This is a genomic window from Rectinema subterraneum, from assembly GCA_009768935.1.
In the GTDB taxonomy this organism is placed as follows: domain Bacteria; phylum Spirochaetota; class Spirochaetia; order Treponematales; family Rectinemataceae; genus Rectinema; species Rectinema subterraneum.
This window is the reverse complement of the sequence record WESA01000027.1, coordinates 1-20515: the sequence shown is the minus strand read 5'-3', so window position 1 is coordinate 20515 and position 20515 is coordinate 1. Positions and strand designations below refer to the sequence as shown.

The window sequence follows — 20515 nt, the reverse complement described above, 5'->3', positions numbered from 1 at the left end:
CATGCCTTTTACCTTTACCAAAGCACCGATTGAAGGCCTTGTCATCATTGAGCCGCGTGCGTTCCCCGACGAGCGCGGTTTTTTTATGGAAAGTTACAAACAGAGCGACTTTGAAAAGGCGGGAATTTTCGGGCCTTTTGTGCAGGATAATCTCTCAAGGTCGAAAAAAGGCGTCCTGCGAGGTTTGCATTTCCAGCGTGCTCCCCATGCGCAGGGCAAGCTCGTGCGCGTGAGCCGTGGGCGGGCATGGGATGTGGCGGTGGATCTGCGTGCGGGCTCTCCTACTTTTGGGAGCTATTTCGCGCTTGAGCTGTCGGAAGAAAACAGGCTGCTGTTCTGGATTCCCGAGGGCTTTGCGCATGGCTTTCTCGCGCTCGAGGATGACAACGAGCTGCAGTACAAATGCACTGCCGAGTACCATGCGGCGAGCGATGGGGGTATCCGCTGGGATGATCCTGACCTTGCCATTGCCTGGCCGGATATCGGCATGGCACCGATTGTGTCGGCAAAGGATGCTGCCTTGCCGCTTCTACGGGAGTTGGGCGTATGATCTGGATCATTGGCAACAGGGGCATGCTCGGCCAAGAGCTTGCGGAACAGCTTGCGGCAAGAGGGATCGCGAATGTCGGCTCGGATCGGGAAGTCTCGATACTCGATCCGGAGGCGCTGCGCCATTTTGCCCAGGGAGTGCAGAAGGATACGCCCATCAAGGCAATCGTGAACTGCGCAGCCTATACGGCAGTCGACAGGGCTGAGGACGAAGCGGAGCTTGCCCATGCGCTCAATGCGGAAGGCCCGGGAAATATTGCAGAACTTGCGAGGAGTGTGGGGGCGCGGTTCCTCCACATTTCAACCGATTATGTGTTTTCGGGCGCAGCCTCACAGCCCTATCGCGAAGATGATCCCATAGGTCCCACGGGTGTCTATGGCAGGACCAAGGCCGAAGGCGAGACGCGGGTACGGGAAGCCTGTCCCGATGCGGTGATCATCCGCACAGCCTGGCTCTATGGCAAGTACGGCCCCAATTTTGTAGCGACCATGCTCAGGCTCATGCGCGAGCGCACCGAGCTCGGGGTCGTGGCGGACCAGCGCGGGACCCCCACCTGGGCGCGCGATCTTGCCCTGGCAATCATCGCCGCGCTCACTGCCCCAGAATGGAAGCCGGGCATCTACCACTACACCAATGAAGGCGAGACCACCTGGTACGAATTCGCCTGCGAAATCTATGCGCAGGGCAGGGCGCGCAGCCTTCTGCCGCATGAGGTCACTATTCGCGCCCTCACCACCGACCAGTATCCCACCAAGGCGAAGCGGCCTGCCTATTCAGTGCTTTCGAAAGAGAAAATAAAGCGAACATTTGGCCTTGAAATTCCTTATTGGAAAGCAAGCCTGAAACAATATGTGGGGTCTGACCCCATTTCTTAAATTTTTTCATGCCGCTGTACAATCGGAAATGTGGTGCAGAAACCGCGATACCAGGCGAGTCTGGCTCACGCGGAGGTTATACGAAGTTTTCTAATTTGATCTTCAAATACTTTTTATAATTCTGAAAGTCTTTATCGAGCGTAAATATTGTAACATCGTGATTTACTGCGAATGCACATATCAAGTAATCTATATGTGAACCTTGAATTCCATGGTGTCGGCACTCATTATAGAATTCAGCGGCGAGCTCATAATCTTGCGTGTCGATCGCGTGATCTTCAAAGATAGAGAGCTTTTCTTTGAGCAGGTCAAATTTTTCTTTTGTGGATATTCCCGAGAGAATTTCTTGCCGTATGGGGCCGATAAGAACCACGTTAAGATTACTAATTAATTTTGAGAGATGATGGACGACAAGTTGTTCCTCCTTCGTCCATTCCTTTTTGCGAAGTGCAAGCGACCATACGGAAGTATCCACCAAGACTCTTTTCATTGTGATCTCATCTTTTTGTAATCATACGACGAGTCATATTCAATAGTGCCAAAAATATTGATGAGATCGTTTGTTTTTCTTCTCTTTATGAATTCTTCAAGTGCGGCATTCACCGTATCTTTCTTGGATTTATAGCCGCCGATTTCAAGAGCTTCGTTGAGTAATCGATCATCGATTGCGAGGTTCGTCGCCATATGTACCTCCCTTGGGTAAAGTTACACATAGTATTGTGTAAAGTCAAGAGAGAAAAAGGAAGGGGTCAGACCCCCGGAGGCAAAAATGAGATCACTCTCCACCATCCTCGTCACCGGCGGCGCCGGCTTCATCGGTTCGAACTTCATCCACTGGCTCTTTGCGCAGCCTGAGTTTACGGGGCGCGTGATCAATCTCGATGCGCTCACGTATGCGGGCAACTTGGAGAATCTTGCGGACATCGAGGCGCGGTATGGGAAGGGCGCCGAGGCATCGGGTGCAGTGCCCCGCTATGTCTTCGTCCAGGGCGACATCTGCGATCGGCCGCTCGTCGAGCGCCTCTTCGCCGAGTACGGCGTCGACACGGTGGTGCACTTTGCGGCGGAGAGCCACGTGGACCGCTCGATCCTCGGCCCTGAAGCCTTTGTGCGCACGAATGTGCTGGGCACCTACACGCTGCTTGATGTGGCGCGGCAGGCCTGGCGCGCGCCGTCGGGCGGCATGCGCGAGGACGTGCTCTTTCACCACGTGAGCACGGACGAGGTCTTTGGCTCGCTAGGCGAGGAGGGTTACTTCACCGAATCGACGCCCTACGATCCGCGCTCGCCCTATTCGGCCAGCAAGGCGGCGAGCGATCACCTCGCCAAGGCCTACCACCACACCTATGGGCTGCCGCTCACCCTGTCCAACTGCTCGAACAACTACGGCCCCTACCAGTTCCCGGAAAAGCTCATCCCCCTTATGATCCTCAACATGCTCGAGGGCAAGCCCCTCCCGGTCTATGGCGACGGGCGGAACATCCGCGACTGGCTCTATGTCGAAGACCACAACGAGGCAGTCTGGACCATCATGCGCAACGGGCAATCCGGCCGCACCTACAACATAGGCGGCGAAAACGAGTGGGAGAACATTCGCCTCCTTGAGCGGCTCATCGAGCTCGTCGCCGAAGAAGCCCACCTCGACATCGCGCGCCTTCGCGGCCTCATCACCTACGTCAAAGACCGCCCGGGCCACGACCGCCGCTACGCCATCGACTGCACGCGCCTCAAGACCGAACTCGGCTGGCGCCAGCGCATCAGCTTTGACGAAGGGCTCCGAAAGACCATCCGCTGGTACCTGGACCACCGCGAGTGGGTGGAACATGTGCGAAGCGGCGCCTACCGCGCCTGGATCGAGCAGAACTACGCCAGGCGGGTTTGATCCCCAAAATCTTACAGAGTGAACGGCAATGGGAAAACGAGCGTGCTACGAATCTTCATAGGCCAATTTTATTTTCATTGCATGCGCACGTTCTTTCATTTTCTTATCTATCGTGAGAATCGAAGCATTGGAGCGACGAGCAAGGACTAAATAGAAAAGGTCATGGGAAGGATGATGATTGTTGAGTGATTCGGCGAAAACTTCGCGACACATGGTTTTGGTCTCTCTATACTCATCAATCAAATCAATGCAATAATCAATTCCTTTTTCGCATTGATCAATCGGCATTGCTGAGAATGAAGCATATTTCCAAAATACATTGGTAATTTCCGAAGGAAACGTATCAGGTGCGAGCACAAGGTCTGCTTTGCGAAGAATTTCTCTCAATTGAGTGCTATGCGCACGGTTTAATGCAATTTCCACCGCGGCACTCGCATCGAGCACAATGATCATCGTTCGCGATCCTCGCGAATCAAGTCAACAGGATCAGGAAACGCCGTACCATCGACAGTAAGGTCACTCATCTTCTCGAGAAGCGTTCTTCTACGCTCTTTGTTTCCAAGTTTTGCGGCAATCCCTTCTTTTAGCAGCACAATACTCTCTTGCGCGAGACTCCGATGTTCTTTTTCTGCCAAGTAGCTGATCTGAACATAGACATCCTCGGGCAAATCTCTTACCTGGAGCGTCGGCATACCATCCTCCATGCATGCAATATACCATCAAAACGCATGCATGTCAACGGGTACCTCCTCCAGTCGTATCCAGTGAATCAATCTTAATCCTGCAATCCCGTCACCACATTATCCCGTTCATCATGCGAAAAGGGGTCTAACCCCATTTTTAACTGTTTTTGACATCTTTGCGGGCGTTTGTAGCATTGAAGTTGACAAGAAATAAAATTGGCGATAAATTTATTTGTGTGCAAAATTCGCTGAAAAACTGCGAATAAATGCCATAAATAAGGTGGCACTTTATGTTAATAGATTTTACTTTCGAAAACTATCTTTCTTTCAAAGATAAAGCCACCATCAGTCTTGTTGTTCCCGGCTGGAAAGAACCAGAGCATACCCGTTATGTGCTTGAAGTGGAAAGGGGCAAGTACGCTCTATCGCCATTTGCTGCAATATATGGCCAGAATGCGGCCGGAAAGTCTAACGTTATCAAGGCATTGATGGATTTTGTCAACCTTGTCCTCTATTCTCATACACTTGGCATAGATGCACCCATTCCTTCGTATAAGCCGTATAAACTTGACATTTCCAGACAATCCGCACCGATTCTGTTTGAAACCGAGTTTATCGCAGAAGGAATCAGATACCTTTTAAACGTGATCTTTGATCGGAACTCCATTCTGCAAGAAGAGCTCGTATATTATCCGCAAGGCAGAAGAGCGCTGCTCTATTCAAGAAAAAAAGGAGAATCAATACGTTTTGGGACCGGTTTCAAAGGTACAAAGAAAGGGCTTGAACAATTCTTGAGGCCGAACGCTCTGTTCCTTTCCACTGCGGTCAATCTTTCCAATGAGCAATTGAGGCCTGTGTATAAGTATTTCCAGACTAAGTATCGATTCCATGTTGCCATGGATTCCAGCGAGCATCCAATAATGGGGACTACTTTGACTCTATTAGCTGAAGACCCGATAAAAAGAGAAGGGTATAAGAAGGCTATACTCAGCTTTTTGAATGCTGCCGATATAAGCGTCAAAGATGTAGTTATCAGGAAGGATGAAACGCTGATAAAAAATATAGTATTCCCGCCCGATATTCCTCAACAGGTCAAAGACAAGTTTATAGAGAATCTTGTCAATAGACCTTTCCTTGGCCATACTCTTTATAAAGGTGCCGAATCAATGGGAGAGAATGTATTGTTCGATTTGGGCAAGGAAGAATCCGGCGGGACAATAAAAATGTACGAACTTGCCGGTGAGGTCATCGAGAGTTTGAAAAGTGGTGGTGTATTGCTTATCGATGAATTCAGCAGCGGCCTTCATCCTCAGCTTTGCGAGTTCATTGTTGGGCTTTTTCGCGATCGTTCTATCAATACAAAAGGAGCTCAGCTCATCGTAACAAGCCATGATACCAATTTAATGGCGCGCGATGATATCTATCGGGATGAATTGTGGCTTGTTGACAGAGATAGCCATGGAACATCCGAGCTCTATTCCATCAATGATTTCAGCAAGGATGAAGTACGGAAGGGCACCAATCTGGAAAAATGGTATCTTGATGGCCGCTTCAAGGCAGTGCCTTCAATAGACCCCTCGGCTTTCAAGCTGGAAGTCTCTGATTAACTGAAACCATGCCAAAAGTTCGTCCAAATCCAGGTACGCGTTCAGTCCAGTGGCGCCTTCTTGTTCTTTGCGAGGGAGCAAAAGACAAATCGGAAAGCGCGTATTTCAAGGCCCTGATCAATGATCGTCGCAATCCGGATCATCGGCTGGAGGTAAAGGTTGTCGATACCAAGAAGAATACGGCGCGAGAACTTGTCAGAGAAGCAAAAAAGCTCAAGGCAACAAACAAAGATCAGGTTTGGGTCGTATTTGATAAAGATGGCTATACGCTCCATGCGCAAGCCTTTGATCAGGCAGCGGCGAATGGCATAAAGATTGCCTTTTCTTCAATTTGCTTTGAGTACTGGCTATTGTTGCATTTTGGCTACACAACGAGGCCTTTTGCAAACTGCAGTGAGCTTATTGCGTATATAAGAACTGAGTATGGATATGATTATGATAAATCCAGTCCATTGACATATGCAAAAACAAAACACCTCCTTGCTCAGGCCAAAACCAACGCCCAACGTTGCCGGAAATACCAATTGCAATCCAATCCAGCCGATTTTCCGATATATGAAATGAATCCGTATACCAATGTTGATGAGTTGGTTACTGCTATTGAACAATTCTCGGTAGAAGAAGCGTAATAATCAACTTGCTCTATTGTATGAGGATAAAATGCGATCACTCTCAACGCCAAACGCTGATGCAATCATGTCACCACATTATCCCGTTCATCATAGGTAATCCGGTTATCCCGTCACCACACTATCCCGTTCATCCAGGATAATCCTGTAATCCCGTCTAATATTCCATTATTACTGGAACATATATTCCAGTAGCAATGAAATAAAAGACATGAAAATTTCATATTCATGGAACTGCGCCGCCTCACCAGCGACATCTATTATTTTTTTGACAACGCGGCTGAATGCGACTTTGTTGTCAATGCTCATAGGGAAAAGCCTCTCTGCATGCAGGTGTGCAGTCATCTGAATCACGACAACGAAGCGCGCGAAATCAAAGGCTTGATGAAGGCACTCTCATTCTTCGACCTTGCTGAAGGCTATATCATCACCGCCGCCGCACGCGACGAAATCATCACCCAAGGGAAAAAGCTCCACGTCATCCCCGCGTGGGAGGACCTCGCCGCCACATGCGGATTATCCAGGTAATCATTCCTAATCCGGTCACGCAAGGGAGGGGATGAACGGGATACTCGACAGGATATACATGATTACAAGTGATGCACAGGATACCCGACAGGATACACATGATTACGAGTGATGGACTGGATGAAGCTTTTTTTTCTTTTCTTGATTTTAGAAAAATACATTCATCCTGTTCATCCTGAAAAATCCTGTCATCCTGTCGAGTATCATGTACATCCCGTCAACTATCCCGTTCATCCAGTCAAATATCCATTCATCCCTTTCGATATATCGAAAGAATTTGCAATATATCCATTGCTTTTTCGATATACTAGAAATATAATTGTGATACCATGATCCAGCGCCCCTTGTATCTTGAGAAAATCCGTCCCTTCATGAATACCGATGTCGTCAAAGTCCTGACCGGTATTCGCCGATGCGGCAAGAGCGTCATGCTCGAACTCATTCAGCAGGAGCTTGTGCAGAACGGCATTGCACCATCGCAAATCATCGCGATCAATTTTGAGTCCCAGGCGCTGCCCTTCCCTCGAGATATCCAAGGCGCGTACACCTACATCAAAGCCGCAGTCGCCAAGGCTGCTGTTACCGCCACCGCCGCAAATGGCGAAGCGACTCGTTCGGGCCGGAAAATCTATCTTTTTCTGGATGAGATTCAAGAACTCGAGGGCTGGGAGCGCCTCGTCAACTCCTGCATGATCGATTTCGACGCCGATATCTATATCACCGGCTCCAATGCCACAATGCTTTCCGGGGAGCTGGCCACCTACTTAGGCGGCAGATATGTTGAAATCAAGGTATACCCCTTCTCATTTCGAGAAGTTCTGGACATGCTGTCGGCAGGAGGTAGCCAGCTCTCCGAAGCGGAGGCCTTCAGGCGCTACCTCGTCTTCGGCGGTATGCCCTTTCTCTACCGCTATGCCTTCGACGACGCCTCGACCCTGCAATATCTGAACGACCTGTTCGATTCTATCATTTTGAAGGACATAGCCCAGCGCAACCATATTCGCGATATCGACAAACTCAAGCGGCTCATCCTCTATCTCGTCGCCACCACAGGAAACACCTTTTCGGCGCGCTCGGTCATGGACTACCTCAAGAACGAAAAGCGAAGCATATCGACTGAAACCATCTATAATTATATCGAGTATTGCAAGGAAGCCTGCCTGATCCACATGGTCCCGCGCGAAGATCTCATCGGTAAGCGGCTTCTGAGCACCCAGGAAAAGATATACCTGGTGGACCATGGTATCCGCGAGGCGCTGTACGGCAACAATCAGCGCGACATCAACCAGACCCTCGAGAATATTGTCTTCATGGAACTGGTGCGACGTGGATACGAGGTGACCATCGGCAAGCAGCGCTCGCTCGAAGTCGATTTTTGCGCCCGGAAAGGCGGCACAAAGGTCTATCTACAAGTCGCCTACCTGCTGGCCGACGATGCGACCGTGGAGCGCGAATTTTCCGCCCTAGAAACCATCCCCGATAACTACCCCAAGTTCGTCATCACCATGGATGAGATCGACCGCAGCCGCAACGGCATCCAACACTACAACATTCGCAGATTTTTATTAGAGGCACGCTGAGCCCTTCCCCCCAAACCCATTGTCCCGTTCATCCGGTCACGCAAGAGAGGGGATGAACAGGATACTCGACAGGATGGACATGATTACGAGTGATGAACGGGATGGTTTTTGGGTTTTTATTTATTTTACAATAAATTATATTCGTCGTGTACATCATGTTCAATCCTGTCATCATGTCGAGTATCCGGTGCATCCAGTCAAGTATCCAGTACATCCGGTCAGGTATCCCGTTCATCCAGTCATGGCACAGCCGGTGGTACCTTTCTTGACAAGTGGTTATACCACGGTTATACTAACAACATGAAAACCGCAATCTCCTTACCAGAAGGGCTCTACAAAGAAGCAGAAAAAACTGCGAAGTCGCTCGGGATTCCCAGAAGTCAGCTCTTCGCCAAAGCCCTTCAAGAATTCATTACTCGCCACGCAAAAGACAATATCACCGAAGATTTAAATAAAGTGTACTCAAACCAAAAACAGGATGTACATAATTTAAATGTAGAAAACGCGAGCATTGAGAGTATAAGGGAACTTACAAAGAATGATGCGTGGTGAACTCTGGTGGGCTGATTTTGGACTTCCTTTCGGAAGCGAACCTGGTTTTCGGCGCCCAGTTGTCATCCTGCAAGACGATGCGTTTAATACAAGCAACATTCACACCACCATCATTGTCCCACTCACGACCAACATGGCGCTCGCCGAAGCTCCCGGCAATGTCGTACTACCAAAAGATGAGTCCAGCTTATCAAAAGACTCGGTGCTGGTGGTATCTCAGCTCTCGGCGGTTGATAAACAGAGGCTGATCGAGCGTATAGGAACGCTCAAAAGACAAACCCTCGAAGAAGTAGAAGAAGGAATCAAACTCATTCTCAATCTAACCTAGCGATCATCTCACCAACCATCCTGTTCATCATGGATAATCCTGGCATCCTGTCAAATATCCCGTGCATCCTGTCATCACATTATCCAGTTGATCAATTTCATCCTCCCCGCAGGAGGCCTGCAAGTTCGCGCAGGGAGATCGCCTCGGTGTCGTGGCCGAGCGGGAAACGCTCATCGCCGGGATAGACAACAAACCGCTGTGCAGGCTTGAGGTCCTCGCAGGCGATATAAAAGCCCCGCTCGGGTTTCGGAGTAAGTGAGCGCTTGATTTCCACCGCCCAGAGACGCTGATCCGGCGGTACCAGCACAAGATCGATCTCGGCGCCGCTCGCGGTGCGGTAATAATAGGATTGGTAGTTGGCTCCTGCTGCAGTAAGGAGATTTTCGATCACAAAACCTTCCCAGCTTGGACCAACCACAGGGTGCGACAGCAAGGCTTCCCTATCCTCGATTCCCAAGAGGGCGTGGGATAGCCCGCTGTCGCGAATATACAGTTTGGGAGCCTTGGTCAGCCGCTTGCCGATATTCACATGCCAGGGTTGCAGACGTCGAAGCAGAAACAGATCGGTGAGCAAATCGAGGTAGCGATTGATCGTCTTGACATCCACGTCGACATTGCGCGCCAATTGCGCCACGTTCACCATGCTTCCTTGCAGATAGGCCAGCATCACCCAAAGACGTCGCAAAGTCTCCGGCATCAGCCGCACATCGAATTGACGGATATCACGTTCGAGATACGTGCGGATAAAATCCTGCCGCCAGCGTAGACTCCGCGCGGAGCTTTCCGCAAGAAAACTCTCCGGAAACCCACCGCGCACCCAGAGCCTATCATCCTGACCCTTCGGAACCTCGAGCACCCAGAACGGCGTTAGCTCACGGTACGCAATACGGCCAGCCAGCGACTCTCCGGTCTGTCGCAGGAGCTCGGGCGATTGCGAGCCCAGCAAGAGAAACAAACCCGCGTTTCGACCTGCGCGCCTGCGCTGATCGATCAGCCCCCGCAAGACCGGAAAAAGCTGCGGCACACGATGAATCTCATCCAGAATCACGAGCCTATCCAAATGCTCGCTCAAATACAGCTCGGGCTCGGCAAGCTTCGCCCGGTCTCGTTCGGATTCCAGATCGAGATAGAGAGCATCGCGGAGCTTCTGCACCTCCATGGCCAGAGTCGTCTTCCCTGCCTGCCGCGCCCCGAGCAACGCAACCGCAGGAAACACCGACAGGTCATCCAGAAGAGAAGCAAGTTCAATCCGAGGAATCATCCCTGCAATTATAGGATCATACTCCCAGATTTGCAAGGATTATTATTCTGGTCAAACAAGGGAGGGGATGAACAGGATACTGGACAGGATAAACATGATTACGAGTGATGAACAGGATATTGGACAGGATAAACATGATTAAGAATGATGGACGGGATAGTTTTTGGGTTTTTATTTATTTTACAATAAATTATATTCATCGTGTACATCATGTTCAATCCTGTCATCATGTCGAGTATCCAGTACATCCAGTCAAGTATCCAGTGCATCCTGTCAACACATTATCATGTTGATCATCCGCAATTTTGTAATTGTATAAAATTCCTTTAATTTTCGGAGTTGACATCCGAAATTTCAAGATATATCATCGGTCTATGACGACGCTCATACCGCGCCCCGCGCTCATGGAGCGTATCGAAAACGCCTTTGCAATTACGCCGATTGTCACCTTGCTCGGAGCTCGCCAATGCGGCAAGACGACCATCGCGCGAATCATCGCCCAAAAAACGCAGGCCCCCATATTCGACCTCGAGGATCCTGCGGATGATGCGGCACTGTCCCATCCCATGCTCGCCCTCTCCGACAAACGCGGATTGATCGTCATCGACGAAGTGCAGCGCCGGCCGGAACTTTTTCCGATCCTGCGCGTCCTCGTCGATAGACCCGACAACGCGGCTCGATTCCTGCTTCTGGGAAGTGCATCTCCGCACCTCGTGCGCGGCGTGTCCGAGAGCCTTGCGGGAAGGACGAGCTTTGTCGACATGCAGGGCTTTTCGCTGGACGAAGTGGGGAGCGAGGCATGGCAGAAACTCTGGCTTCGCGGCGGATTCCCGCGCTCCTGGCTTGCGGATTCCGATGCGGCAAGCCTCGAGTGGAGAAAAGGATTCATCCGTACCTTTCTTGAGCGCGACATCCCCCAGCTCGGTATCAGCATACCTGCGGCAGGCCTGTCGAGATTCTGGACCATGATCGCCCATTACCACGGCCAGGTATGGAATAGCTCGGTGCTCGCCCGATCGCTCGGCATAAGCGACAAGACCGTCACGCGCTACCTCGAAATTCTGGAAGGGACCTTCCTCGTGCGAAGACTTCCCCCGTGGTACGAAAACCTCGGCAAGCGCCTCGTCAAGTCGCCGAAAGTCTACCTTCGCGACAGCGGCATTCTCCATGCGCTTCTCGGCATCGCCGATATGGACGGGCTCCTGTCGCATCCCTCGGTGGGCGCGTCCTGGGAAGGCTATGCGCTCGAAACCCTGCTCTCGCGGTTTCCGGGCGCGCAGGCCTCGTTCTATGCAACCTATAGCGGCGCCGAGCTCGACCTCGTCCTCGACCTGGGCACCACCCGTTACGGCTTCGAGATGAAATTGAACCAGGCGCCCACCTTGAGCCGCTCCATGACGATCGCCCTCGAGGACCTGGGCCTTTCGCACCTCTATGTCGTCTATCCCGGCACGAAGACCTACCCGCTCGCGGAGAGCATCACCGCCGTACCCTTGCAGTCCGTTCCCGAGATTGCAGAATGATGCACGGGATATTGGACAGGATACACATGATTACGAAAGACAGACAGCATGAACAGGATACCCGACAGGATACACATGATGACGAATGATGGACGGGATGGTTTTTTGGTATTTATTTATTTTACATTAAATTATATTCATCCCGTTCATCCTGAAAAATCCTGACATCCTGTCAAGTATCATGTACATCCTGTCGAGTATCATGTACATCCTGTCAACACATTATCCAGTTCATCATTCCTAGGAGCATCCATGTCCCGCTATGCCGTCATCCTCGCCGGCGGCTCAGGCGTTCGCCTCTGGCCGCTTTCGCGCGAATCCATGCCGAAACAGCTCATTCCTGTGCTCAAAGGCAAGAGCCTCCTTGAGGCCGCATTCGAGCGTCTCGAAGGCGTAATCCCCCCGGAGCGTCGCTGGGCCTGCGGCGGCGCGCGCTACGAGACAGTGGTAAGGACAAAAATCCCCGCCATCGGGCGCTACATCGGCGAGCCCGAAGGCCGCGATACGCTCGCCGCGATCGCCCTTTCCTGCGCCCTTGTGCGCAAGGAAGCCCCCGACGCAGCCGTCGCCTTCCTCACTTCCGACCACGTCATCGAGCCGGTCGAGCGCTTTCGCGAAGCCCTGCGCGCCGCGTTCGCAACGGCTGAGGCGCACCCAGACACCCTCATGACCTTCGGCGTCGCGCCCACGTTCGCGGCGACTGGATATGGATACCTCGAGTTGGGCGAGCAGCTACGCAAACGGGGGTCTGACCCCTTTTTGCAAATGGCCGCCGAAGAAGCGGGCGCGAATGCAGCCATCCGCCGCGTACGCCGCTTCCGCGAAAAACCCGACCTGGCCACCGCCGAGCGCTTTGTCGCCGAAGGCCCCGCGCACTACCTCTGGAACTCCGGCATGTTCGTCTTCAAAGCCTCGCGGCTCCTCGAGCTCCTCGCGAAGTACGAGCCCGCAATCGCCGAAGCCATCGAGCGCATTGCCCGCGCGGAAAGCTCCGAGGAGCAAGCTGCCCTCATGCGCGATATCTACCCGACCATCACCAAAAAATCCGTCGACTACGGTATCATGGAACCCGCATCCCAGGACTCCGACGTCACCATCGCCTGCGTCCCCCTCGACCTCGAGTGGAAGGACATAGGCTCATGGAACGCCTACGGCTCCCTCGCGGACCCCGATCCGCAGGGCAACGGCGCCATGCTCGCCGCGGCGCGCAGCCCCCGGCACGCCGAGGGCACACCAACCGCCCAGGACCGACCCGAAACCCTCTTCGTCGAAAGTACCGGCAACCTCGCCGTCACCACCGACCCCTCGCACCTCATCGCCTTTCTCGGCTGCAAGGACATCGTCGTCGTCCACACCCCAGACGCCACCCTCGTCTGCCCCAAAAATAAAGTCGAAGAGCTCAAAAAGCTCTATCCTTTCGTCAGCCAGCAGCACAAAGAATAGCCTTGTCAGGATGCTCATGATGTTTCCAGTTCCCTGCCCCCAACGCTCCTCATCCCGTTCATCCTGTCGAGAATCATCCCGTTCATCCTGTCAAAAACCATCATGTGCATCATTCCCCATCCTGTAAATCAATCCCAAACTCTGATACCATGCTCCTGGAACAGCATGGCACCAGTGTCGCACCTTTATTTCAGAAACAAGTAGTATGAGAGGAATTATGACCGAACAGAACGAATGCATGGACAATGCAATGAATAGGGCGCCCGCCGCCCAGCCCGCCCCGTCCCTCCAGAGCCCCGAAGACGACGACGAAATCAGCCTTGTCGACCTCGCGGCTGTCCTCTGGAAGCGCAAATGGCTCATTGTTGGCATCACCGTGACTGCAGTCATCGGCGTCCTCGCCTATGCGATAGGCTCGCTCATGTTGCCTCCTGAAAAGAGCTATCTGCCGAATGTGTATACAGCCAAGGCTACCATGCTCATCCAGACAAGCAGTTCGAGCAGCCTTGCGGCCGCGCTTTCGTCGTCAGGACTTGCGAGTCTTGCAGGCTTGAATGCCTCTGCAGGCAACACGAACGGCGCCCTCGCGGAAGTCCTTGCCACCAGCAACTCCACACTCGATGCCCTGAATGCGAAATTCAATTTTGCAGAACGAAACAAAGCCCGCAAGCCAAAAACGAAAGATGAGAAGCCCCCTTTGATTTCAGACATCCGCGAATCGATAAAGAAAAATCTCTCCGCAAAGCTCGATGCCAAAACGAATCTCTTTGTTGTTTCATACACGGATATCGACCCCGCTTTTGCAAAAGAGGTTGTGGATGAAGTCGTGCGCCTCCTGTCCGAGCGTTTCGCGGTGCTTGGCGGCAACAAGGCACTCGAACAGAAAGCCCTCCTCGAGAAAAAACTTGCCGAAGTCGATACCGCAGTTAAGAATCTCGAAGCCCAGGTGAAAGCCTTCCAGAACAAATACGGCGTCATCCAGGTCGAGGCGCTTGCCACCGAACAGATCACCATCCTCGCACGCCTGCGCAGCGAGCTCATCATGAAGGAAATGGAAATCGCGAACTACCAGAAAATTTCAAACATCAACGACCCGGTCATGACCCAGCTCAAGAACGAGCGCGATGGCATCCTGGCCAAAATTAAGGAAATCGAAACCGGAGTCGGCTCAGGCTCGCGCGTCATGCCCAGCCAGAAGGAATTGCCGACAATCGCCTTCGAGTATGCGCGTCTGCAGCGCGACCTCGCCGTGCAGACCGAAGTATTCAAAATGCTCACCCAGCAGTACGAACTCGCAAAACTCAACGCCTCCGGCCAGGAGCCCGTGTTCCAAATCCTCGAAATGGCCGAAGTGCCGGACAAGAAATCCGGCCCGTCGCGCGGTATGATATGCATAGTCGCCACCTTGGCGGCCTTTTTCCTTGCGATTCTCGTCGCCTTCATCGCCGAATCGATCGACAAAATCCGCAAGGACCCCGAGACGGTGGCGAGGTTCAAAGCGATCAGCTCCGGAAAGGAGAGTATGTGATGAAAAAATTCCTCATTCTGATAATGGCGCTTGCGGTTGCGGTTTCGGCCTGGGGGCAGTTCACGCTTCCTTCAGGCACGACGTCAACAGGTACAACGTCGACAGGCTCGACCACCTCCCAGTCGGCGCTGGGCGGCCAATCCACACAGGGCATTGATACCACCCAACTGCTGCAGGCTGCGGGCGCCTCGAGTTCCACATCTCAGAAAACAAGCCTCTCCGTGACCGTGCCTGAATCGCAGGTGCGAGCCATGCTCGCGATGTCGACTCCCGAATACCCGGTGACGCCAGGCGATGTATACGCACTTTCGTATCTTCGTGCGACGCAGCAGGATACCATTTCGCTTCTGGTCGAAGGAGATGGATCGATCAATGCAGGCTTTCTGGGCAGAATCCAGACGAGCGGAATGACCTTCCGCGCGCTCAAGGAGATGCTTGAAAAGAAAGTGATTGCGTCGTACCCGAGCTCGAACCCGTCGCTTGTCATTGTGTCGACGGGGCTGTTTTCGGTGAATATTCGCGGCGAAGTCCTCAGCAGCCAGATATTCACTGCATGGGGGCTTACACGGCTTTCGGAAGCGGTCAAGGGGCTTGCGACGCCCTACGCCTCGCTGCGGGATGTGATTGTGCGCGGCCGGGATGGGGCATCAAAGGCATACGACCTCTTCAAAGCCGATCGGTTTGGGGACCCAAGCCAGGATCCGCTATTGCGGCCCGGCGATGTCATCGAAGTCAAGAAAGCAGATCGCATCATCCTGCTGGAAGGTCAAGTGCGCAGGCCTGGAATCTACCAGCTGTTGCCGGGTGAGGGCGTCGGAGAACTTGTGCGTGTGTATGGCGACGGAACCTTGGTCAGCGCAAAAACTGATACAATAGTGCTCACCCATAAAGCGAGCGCCGAAAAGCCTGCGAGCGAAAGCATTGTCTTTGATTTGATCGGTTCGAGCCTTCCTGCGCTTGTTGATGGCGACACTGTCCGCGTGGTAAGTCGAGAAGAGTACCTGCCGGTCGTGTATGTGGAAGGAGCGGTGCAGGCGGGAACAGTGCTTATTTCGGAGAGTGCGGTCAGCCAGGCAGGGACAGGTGGTACGTCTGTGGCGCAGGGTACGGCAAGTCAGAGTGGAGCCGGGCAAGGGACTGCAGGCACTACCGGGACGACTACTCAGGCGGCAGTAGCGCAGGCAGGGAGTACGAGCCAGAAGGATGCGTATGGGCTTGTGCGGGTGGTATACCGGCAAGGGCAGCGACTTTCGCAGGTAATAAAGCCGATACAGCTGCAGCTGTCGAGCAAGGCGGATCTGGCGCATGCGTACCTCATTCGGGGCAGCCAGCGGATAGGGATCGATCTGGAACAGGTGCTGTACAACTATAGAGCGGATATAGATGTCGTGCTCGAAGCGGGCGACCGGGTGGTGATTCCGTACGGGTACGCGTCGGTGTATGTAAAAGGGGAAGTGAAAGCCTCGAGCGTGACGGAAGTGTTTGCCGGGATGCGGCTTTCGGATGCGGTGAAGGGGAATCTGACGGTGCTGTCGTCGCAGCGGGACATTACGATGACGAGCAGTGACGGGAAGGTGACGAGCTACGACCTCTTTAAGGCTGATCGGTTTGGGGACTTAAGCCAGAATCCCTTGCTGCGGCCTGGAGATGTGATTGAGGTCAAGAAGGCCGAGCGGATCGTGAAGGTCGAGGGGGAAGTCAGGCGGCCGGGAAGCTATCAGCTTCTGTCGGGTGAAGGGGTGAAGGAGCTCGTCGAGTACTATGGCGACGGGGCCCTTTCGAGCGCAAAGGCGGACAGCATCATTCTGACCCGGAAAGCGACCGCAGAGAAGCCTGCGAGCGAGAGCATAGTGTTTGACCTCTCAGGGGGCGCGCTGCCCGTGCTCACCGATGGGGACAGCCTGAGGCTCCCCTCACGTGAAGAGTACCTGCCGGTCGTGTACGTGGAAGGAGCGGTGCAGGCGGGAACAGTGCTTATTTCGGAGAGTGCGGTCAGCCAGGCAGGGACAGGTGGTACGTCTGTGGCGCAGGGTACGGCAAGTCAGAGTGGAGCCGGGCAAGGGACTGCAGGCACTACCGGGACGACTACTCAGGCGGCAGTAGCGCAGGCAGGGAGTACGAGCCAGAAGGATGCGTATGGGCTTGTGCGGGTGGTATACCGGCAAGGGCAGCGACTTTCGCAGGTAATAAAGCCGATACAGCTGCAGCTGTCGAGCAAGGCGGATCTGGCGCATGCGTACCTCATGCGGGGCAGCCAGCGGATAGGGATCGATCTGGAACAGGTGCTGTACAACTATAGAGCGGATATAGATGTCGTGCTCGAAGCGGGCGACCGGGTGGTGATTCCGTACGGGTACGCGTCGGTGTATGTAAAAGGGGAAGTGAAAGCCTCGAGCGTGACGGAAGTGTTTGCCGGGATGCGGCTTGCGGACGCGGTGAAGGGGAATCTGACGGCGCTGTCGTCGCAGCGCGACATTACGGTGACGAGCAGTGACGGGAAGGTAGTGAGCTACGACCTCTTTAAGGCTGATCGGTTTGGGGACTTAAGCCAGAATCCACTGTTGCGGCCTGGGGATGTGGTGGAAGTCAGCAAGGCTGTGCGCATCGTGAGTATCGAAGGGGAGGTGCGGAGACCCGGCCGCTACCAGCTATTGCCAGGCGAAGGGGTGAAGGAGCTGGTGAGCTACTATGGGGATGGGGCATTGGAGAGCGGGAAGACGGATCTTGTGGTGCTGACGCGGAAGGCGACGAGCCAGAAGCCAGAGAGCGAGAGTGTGGTGTTTGATCTAGGGGGGAAGGGTCTGCCAGAGCTTATGGATGGGGATCGTGTGCGGATACCGAGCCGGGAAGAGTACCTACCGATCGTCTATATAGAAGGCGCTGTTGCTGGTGACCAGCTCGCTCTTTCAGGCGCAAACACAGCCCAAACTCTCTCAAGCAATAATCAGACTCTCTCAAATAAAAATCCAACCCTTTCAACTACAGATCAGACTGTTTCAGGCACGGATCAGACTACTACAAGTAAAGACCAAAGTCTTTCAAGTGCAAATCAAACCCTTTCAAGCTCAAATCAAAATGCCGTTCAAGCGACGTACGCAATAATCAGGGCACCTTTCAGAAAAGGCTTGAGCATCTCATCTCTTCTAAGACCAATGAAAGATAAAATCTTATCCTCAGCAGATCTTGCCCATGCCTTCATCATTCGAAAAGGGAATCAGGACCAAAATTATATTGACCTGGAACGCCTGTTGTATGCAAATGACCTGCGCTATGATTTTGAACTCCAGCCTGAAGACAGGATTGTCATACCTTTCGGATCGATGTCTGTCTTTGTGACTGGAGAAGTGACCAAATCGAGCTGGGTCACTATTACAGGGTTGACGAGGCTTCGAGATGTCATCCAGCCCTTCCTCACTCGCTATTCATCAATCCGAGATGTGACAGTAAAGAATCAGGATGGTATCGAAAAGACCTACGACCTTTTCAAAGCGGATCGCTACGGAGATTTGTCTCAAGATCCTTTGCTGCGCCCTGGAGATGAAATACGGATTTTGCCGTTTAAAAACCTCATTACCATTCAAGGCGAAGTAAAACGGCCAGGCACGTATCAATTGCTTCCCGGAGAAGGTCTCAAAGAGCTCGTTGAAAGGTATGCAGACGGATTTACAGAAAAGGCTAACCTTTCGCGCCTTACCATTGTTCACTATCTTTCCGATGCATCGCCGGTTGGAGAAAAGGCACAGTTCGACTATACGAAAAACCCAAACATGCCACTTCGGCTTTATGATGAGATTACTGTTCCTTCGATGCAGGAGCTCTTGCCTGTTGTCTGGTTCGAGGGAGCTGTCGGGGTTGGTTCAACTGGTTCGACGCCAGAGACGAGCCAACGGACGCCATACACTTTCTTCCCCGGAGAAACAGTGTCGCAAGCGGCACTTGCAAACCGGAAACTGTTTTCAGCGGTCTCTGATTTGTCGAATGCGTATCTTCTTCGCAGCGATGGCAGCAGAACAAAGGTCAACCTCGCTCGCTTTATTTACGACTATGATCTAGCAGGAGACGTGGCGCTTCAACCTGGCGACACTATCATCGTGCCCTTTAGGCAATTCTTCGTGAGTGTATCGGGCGCTGTGCGATATCCAGGCCGCTACCCGTACATCCCTGATCGCGAATGGTCATACTATATCGGCTTGGCAGGTGGATTTGATACTGAAAAGAATTCAGGTCAGAAAATCACTATATATGATGCCAAATCGCAAAAAGTCGATCAGGCAAACCGCATGATTCAGCCCGAGGACAATATCGTAGCCGCATCGAATTCCTTCACCTACCAGCTGATGCGGATATCGACCATTTTGAGCACAGTGCTCTCGCTGGTTGCTATCATAGTGAACTTGACAGGACTAAAACTGTAAAAAGGGGTCTGACCCCCTTTTTTAAAAATTCTCACAGCCGAACAGAAAAATTTAAAAAACGGGGTCAGACCCCGTTTTAAAAAAATCATGAAATCAACTCTACACGAATCCGAATATTCGCTTCTCGAAGCGATTTATGCCTCAATCGCCCAGAAGGAAGCCTCGGGGGCTCTCAGCCAGCGCGAGCTGGCCCAGGCCTCGGGGCTTTCTCTCGGGATGACGAACGCGCTTCTAAAGCGGTTTGTGGAACGCGGATGGATCAAGCTGTCACATCTCAACAAGCGAAAAATGCTCTATGCGCTGACTGCGGAGGGCATAGAGGAGATTTCGCGCAGGGTTGTCGATTATTTTTCGAGAGCATCGCATAACGCGGCACTGTACCGCAAGAGAATCGATGCGTTTGTCCGGGCTGTCGCCGAGCAGGGCTATACAGCGCTCGAGCTTGTCGGCCCTGATGAGCTCGATTTTTTGTTCGATTATGCATGCGAAAAGAACGGGCTTTCGTTCCTGAAAGATCGCAAGGGGAGGCATTTTTCTTTTGCGTCAGACCAGAAGCTCGTCATTGTAATGACCGGCGACAGCGAGATTGAGAGCGCCGCGCTTCCCGCCGGAACGCTCGCGGTCGAATTTTCTGAAATCCTCGCGTTATCCGAACAGGATAGCTAGGTCTGAATGTATCCAGACACAAGATTAGAATAGAAATGTCTGCGCAGTACTCCATCTGGGCGTTTCTGCATAAATATCGAAAACAGCCCGCCCGCCGCGCCAAAAAAGCGGCAGGCGGGCTGTTTTTATTTTCTGATTAGAATTGAATTTAAAGTAACCGCAAATTTCTCCCCGTCCGCCAGGGCTTAAGAAAGTGAGTATCCTTGCTCCCTGAAAGGAGCGAAGGATGTATTTCAAGAAAGATCGTGCGATTCACCTCGTGGCCGGAGTCACCGACATGCGCAAGCAGATCAATGGGCTCGCCCAGATTGCTAACGAGAAGAAATCGGACCGCGTGTTCTCAGGTGACTATTTCATCTTTCTCGGAAAGACCCACAAAGTGATGAAAGTGCTCTACTGGGATCGCACCGGCTTCTGCCTGTGGGTGAAGCGCCTTGAAGAAGAAACCTTTCCCTGGACGAGGAA

20 protein-coding genes are annotated in these 20515 nt (G+C 52.6%); 15 read left to right on the top strand and 5 right to left on the bottom strand.

Translation table 11 applies throughout. The features are described from left to right. Position 1: 1 nt before the first annotated feature. Both rfbC and rfbD read left to right on the top strand, forming a co-directional pair. Positions 2-550, top strand: coding sequence for a dTDP-4-dehydrorhamnose 3,5-epimerase (gene rfbC / locus GAP13_RS07960; RefSeq protein WP_158907796.1), 549 nt, complete (start codon positions 2-4; stop codon positions 548-550). Next, positions 547-1425 (top strand): dTDP-4-dehydrorhamnose reductase, encoded by an 879-nt coding sequence (gene rfbD, locus GAP13_RS07955; protein WP_158907795.1) that lies wholly within the window; start codon positions 547-549, stop codon positions 1423-1425. Before rfbC ends, rfbD begins: the two co-directional genes overlap by 4 nt. A 76-nt stretch (positions 1426-1501) precedes the next feature. On the opposite strand, the gene vapC is transcribed toward rfbD, so the two are convergent. Both vapC and GAP13_RS07945 read right to left on the bottom strand, forming a co-directional pair. Beyond that, positions 1502-1915: a type II toxin-antitoxin system VapC family toxin gene (vapC, locus tag GAP13_RS07950; protein WP_158907794.1), complete on the bottom strand. Its 414-nt coding sequence runs from the start codon at positions 1913-1915 to the stop codon at positions 1502-1504. Next, the gene (locus GAP13_RS07945; protein WP_158907793.1) at positions 1912-2109 is read right to left on the bottom strand and encodes a type II toxin-antitoxin system VapB family antitoxin; all 198 of its coding nucleotides are present in this window, start codon (positions 2107-2109) and stop codon (positions 1912-1914) included. The genes vapC and GAP13_RS07945 overlap by 4 nt, the downstream gene beginning before the upstream one ends. Positions 2110-2194: 85 nt before the next feature. Here GAP13_RS07945 and rfbB point away from each other — a divergent pair, with 85 nt between their 5' ends. Next, positions 2195-3307 carry a dTDP-glucose 4,6-dehydratase gene (gene rfbB, locus GAP13_RS07940; protein ID WP_158907792.1) on the top strand — a complete coding sequence of 371 codons (1113 nt, stop codon included), beginning with the start codon at positions 2195-2197 and terminating at the stop codon, positions 3305-3307. 45 nt (positions 3308-3352) lie between these two features. Here rfbB and GAP13_RS07935 read toward each other — a convergent pair whose 3' ends face one another. Next, positions 3353-3760, bottom strand: a complete 408-nt coding sequence (locus tag GAP13_RS07935) for a type II toxin-antitoxin system VapC family toxin (protein ID WP_158907791.1) — start codon at positions 3758-3760, stop codon at positions 3353-3355. Further along, on the bottom strand, positions 3757-3999 hold the full coding sequence (locus GAP13_RS07930) for a hypothetical protein (RefSeq protein ID WP_158907790.1): 243 nt from the start codon (positions 3997-3999) through the stop codon (positions 3757-3759). The genes GAP13_RS07935 and GAP13_RS07930 overlap by 4 nt, the downstream gene beginning before the upstream one ends. 281 nt (positions 4000-4280) lie before the next feature. Between GAP13_RS07930 and GAP13_RS07925 the strand changes: the two genes are divergently transcribed. The 6 genes from GAP13_RS07925 (at position 4281) to GAP13_RS07900 (ending at position 9214) form a co-directional block, all read left to right on the top strand. Beyond that, positions 4281-5597, top strand: a complete 1317-nt coding sequence (locus GAP13_RS07925) for an AAA family ATPase (protein ID WP_158907789.1) — start codon at positions 4281-4283, stop codon at positions 5595-5597. A gap of 8 nt (positions 5598-5605) precedes the next feature. Further along, positions 5606-6226 carry an RloB family protein gene (locus GAP13_RS07920; protein ID WP_158907788.1) on the top strand — a complete coding sequence of 207 codons (621 nt, stop codon included), beginning with the start codon at positions 5606-5608 and terminating at the stop codon, positions 6224-6226. A gap of 228 nt (positions 6227-6454) precedes the next feature. Further along, complete coding sequence (locus GAP13_RS07915; protein WP_158907787.1) at positions 6455-6754, top strand: ATP-binding protein; 300 nt, start codon at positions 6455-6457, stop codon at positions 6752-6754. Between the two features lie 329 nt (positions 6755-7083). Continuing rightward, positions 7084-8334: an ATP-binding protein gene (locus GAP13_RS07910; protein WP_158907786.1), complete on the top strand. Its 1251-nt coding sequence runs from the start codon at positions 7084-7086 to the stop codon at positions 8332-8334. 300 nt (positions 8335-8634) lie between these two features. Beyond that, positions 8635-8886, top strand: a complete 252-nt coding sequence (locus GAP13_RS07905; protein ID WP_158907785.1) for a ChpI protein — start codon at positions 8635-8637, stop codon at positions 8884-8886. Then, positions 8873-9214, top strand: a complete 342-nt coding sequence (locus GAP13_RS07900; RefSeq protein WP_158907784.1) for a type II toxin-antitoxin system PemK/MazF family toxin — start codon at positions 8873-8875, stop codon at positions 9212-9214. The genes GAP13_RS07905 and GAP13_RS07900 overlap by 14 nt, the downstream gene beginning before the upstream one ends. A gap of 97 nt (positions 9215-9311) precedes the next feature. On the opposite strand, the gene GAP13_RS07895 is transcribed toward GAP13_RS07900, so the two are convergent. Continuing rightward, on the bottom strand, positions 9312-10475 hold the full coding sequence (locus GAP13_RS07895; RefSeq protein WP_158907783.1) for an ATP-binding protein: 1164 nt from the start codon (positions 10473-10475) through the stop codon (positions 9312-9314). A gap of 374 nt (positions 10476-10849) precedes the next feature. On the opposite strand from GAP13_RS07895, the gene GAP13_RS07890 reads away from it, so the two are divergent. From GAP13_RS07890 to tnpB, 6 genes are all read left to right on the top strand, one after another. Further along, positions 10850-11998 (top strand): ATP-binding protein, encoded by a 1149-nt coding sequence (locus GAP13_RS07890; RefSeq protein ID WP_158907782.1) that lies wholly within the window; start codon positions 10850-10852, stop codon positions 11996-11998. 252 nt (positions 11999-12250) lie between these two features. Then, positions 12251-13441, top strand: a complete 1191-nt coding sequence (locus GAP13_RS07885) for a mannose-1-phosphate guanylyltransferase (protein WP_158907781.1) — start codon at positions 12251-12253, stop codon at positions 13439-13441. Positions 13442-13658: 217 nt separating this feature from the next. Continuing rightward, on the top strand, positions 13659-14969 hold the full coding sequence (locus tag GAP13_RS07880) for a GumC family protein (protein WP_158907780.1): 1311 nt from the start codon (positions 13659-13661) through the stop codon (positions 14967-14969). Continuing rightward, entirely contained in the window at positions 14969-19384 is a 4416-nt protein-coding gene (locus GAP13_RS07875; RefSeq protein ID WP_158907779.1) for an SLBB domain-containing protein, read from the top strand. The genes GAP13_RS07880 and GAP13_RS07875 overlap by 1 nt, the downstream gene beginning before the upstream one ends. 87 nt (positions 19385-19471) lie before the next feature. After that, entirely contained in the window at positions 19472-20050 is a 579-nt protein-coding gene (locus tag GAP13_RS07870; protein ID WP_158907778.1) for a winged helix-turn-helix transcriptional regulator, read from the top strand. 226 nt (positions 20051-20276) lie between these two features. Next, positions 20277-20515: IS66 family insertion sequence element accessory protein TnpB (tnpB, locus tag GAP13_RS07865; protein WP_158907777.1), on the top strand; the 239-nt coding region annotated here is incomplete at its 3' end.

Coding starts and splice junctions, on each gene's coding strand:
- GAP13_RS07935 (WP_158907791.1), bottom strand. CDS start 3,760: ATGATCATTGTGCTCGATGCGAGTGCCGCGGTGGAAATTGCATTAAAC.
- GAP13_RS07890 (WP_158907782.1), top strand. CDS start 10,850: ATGACGACGCTCATACCGCGCCCCGCGCTCATGGAGCGTATCGAAAAC.
- GAP13_RS07885 (WP_158907781.1), top strand. CDS start 12,251: ATGTCCCGCTATGCCGTCATCCTCGCCGGCGGCTCAGGCGTTCGCCTC.
- GAP13_RS07925 (WP_158907789.1), top strand. CDS start 4,281: ATGTTAATAGATTTTACTTTCGAAAACTATCTTTCTTTCAAAGATAAA.
- GAP13_RS07945 (WP_158907793.1), bottom strand. CDS start 2,109: ATGGCGACGAACCTCGCAATCGATGATCGATTACTCAACGAAGCTCTT.
- rfbC (WP_158907796.1), top strand. CDS start 2: ATGCCTTTTACCTTTACCAAAGCACCGATTGAAGGCCTTGTCATCATT.
- GAP13_RS07880 (WP_158907780.1), top strand. CDS start 13,659: ATGACCGAACAGAACGAATGCATGGACAATGCAATGAATAGGGCGCCC.
- GAP13_RS07915 (WP_158907787.1), top strand. CDS start 6,455: ATGGAACTGCGCCGCCTCACCAGCGACATCTATTATTTTTTTGACAAC.
- GAP13_RS07870 (WP_158907778.1), top strand. CDS start 19,472: ATGAAATCAACTCTACACGAATCCGAATATTCGCTTCTCGAAGCGATT.
- GAP13_RS07920 (WP_158907788.1), top strand. CDS start 5,606: ATGCCAAAAGTTCGTCCAAATCCAGGTACGCGTTCAGTCCAGTGGCGC.
- vapC (WP_158907794.1), bottom strand. CDS start 1,915: ATGAAAAGAGTCTTGGTGGATACTTCCGTATGGTCGCTTGCACTTCGC.
- GAP13_RS07930 (WP_158907790.1), bottom strand. CDS start 3,999: ATGCCGACGCTCCAGGTAAGAGATTTGCCCGAGGATGTCTATGTTCAG.
- GAP13_RS07905 (WP_158907785.1), top strand. CDS start 8,635: ATGAAAACCGCAATCTCCTTACCAGAAGGGCTCTACAAAGAAGCAGAA.
- GAP13_RS07900 (WP_158907784.1), top strand. CDS start 8,873: ATGATGCGTGGTGAACTCTGGTGGGCTGATTTTGGACTTCCTTTCGGA.
- rfbB (WP_158907792.1), top strand. CDS start 2,195: ATGAGATCACTCTCCACCATCCTCGTCACCGGCGGCGCCGGCTTCATC.
- GAP13_RS07895 (WP_158907783.1), bottom strand. CDS start 10,475: ATGATTCCTCGGATTGAACTTGCTTCTCTTCTGGATGACCTGTCGGTG.
- GAP13_RS07875 (WP_158907779.1), top strand. CDS start 14,969: ATGAAAAAATTCCTCATTCTGATAATGGCGCTTGCGGTTGCGGTTTCG.
- rfbD (WP_158907795.1), top strand. CDS start 547: ATGATCTGGATCATTGGCAACAGGGGCATGCTCGGCCAAGAGCTTGCG.
- GAP13_RS07910 (WP_158907786.1), top strand. CDS start 7,084: ATGATCCAGCGCCCCTTGTATCTTGAGAAAATCCGTCCCTTCATGAAT.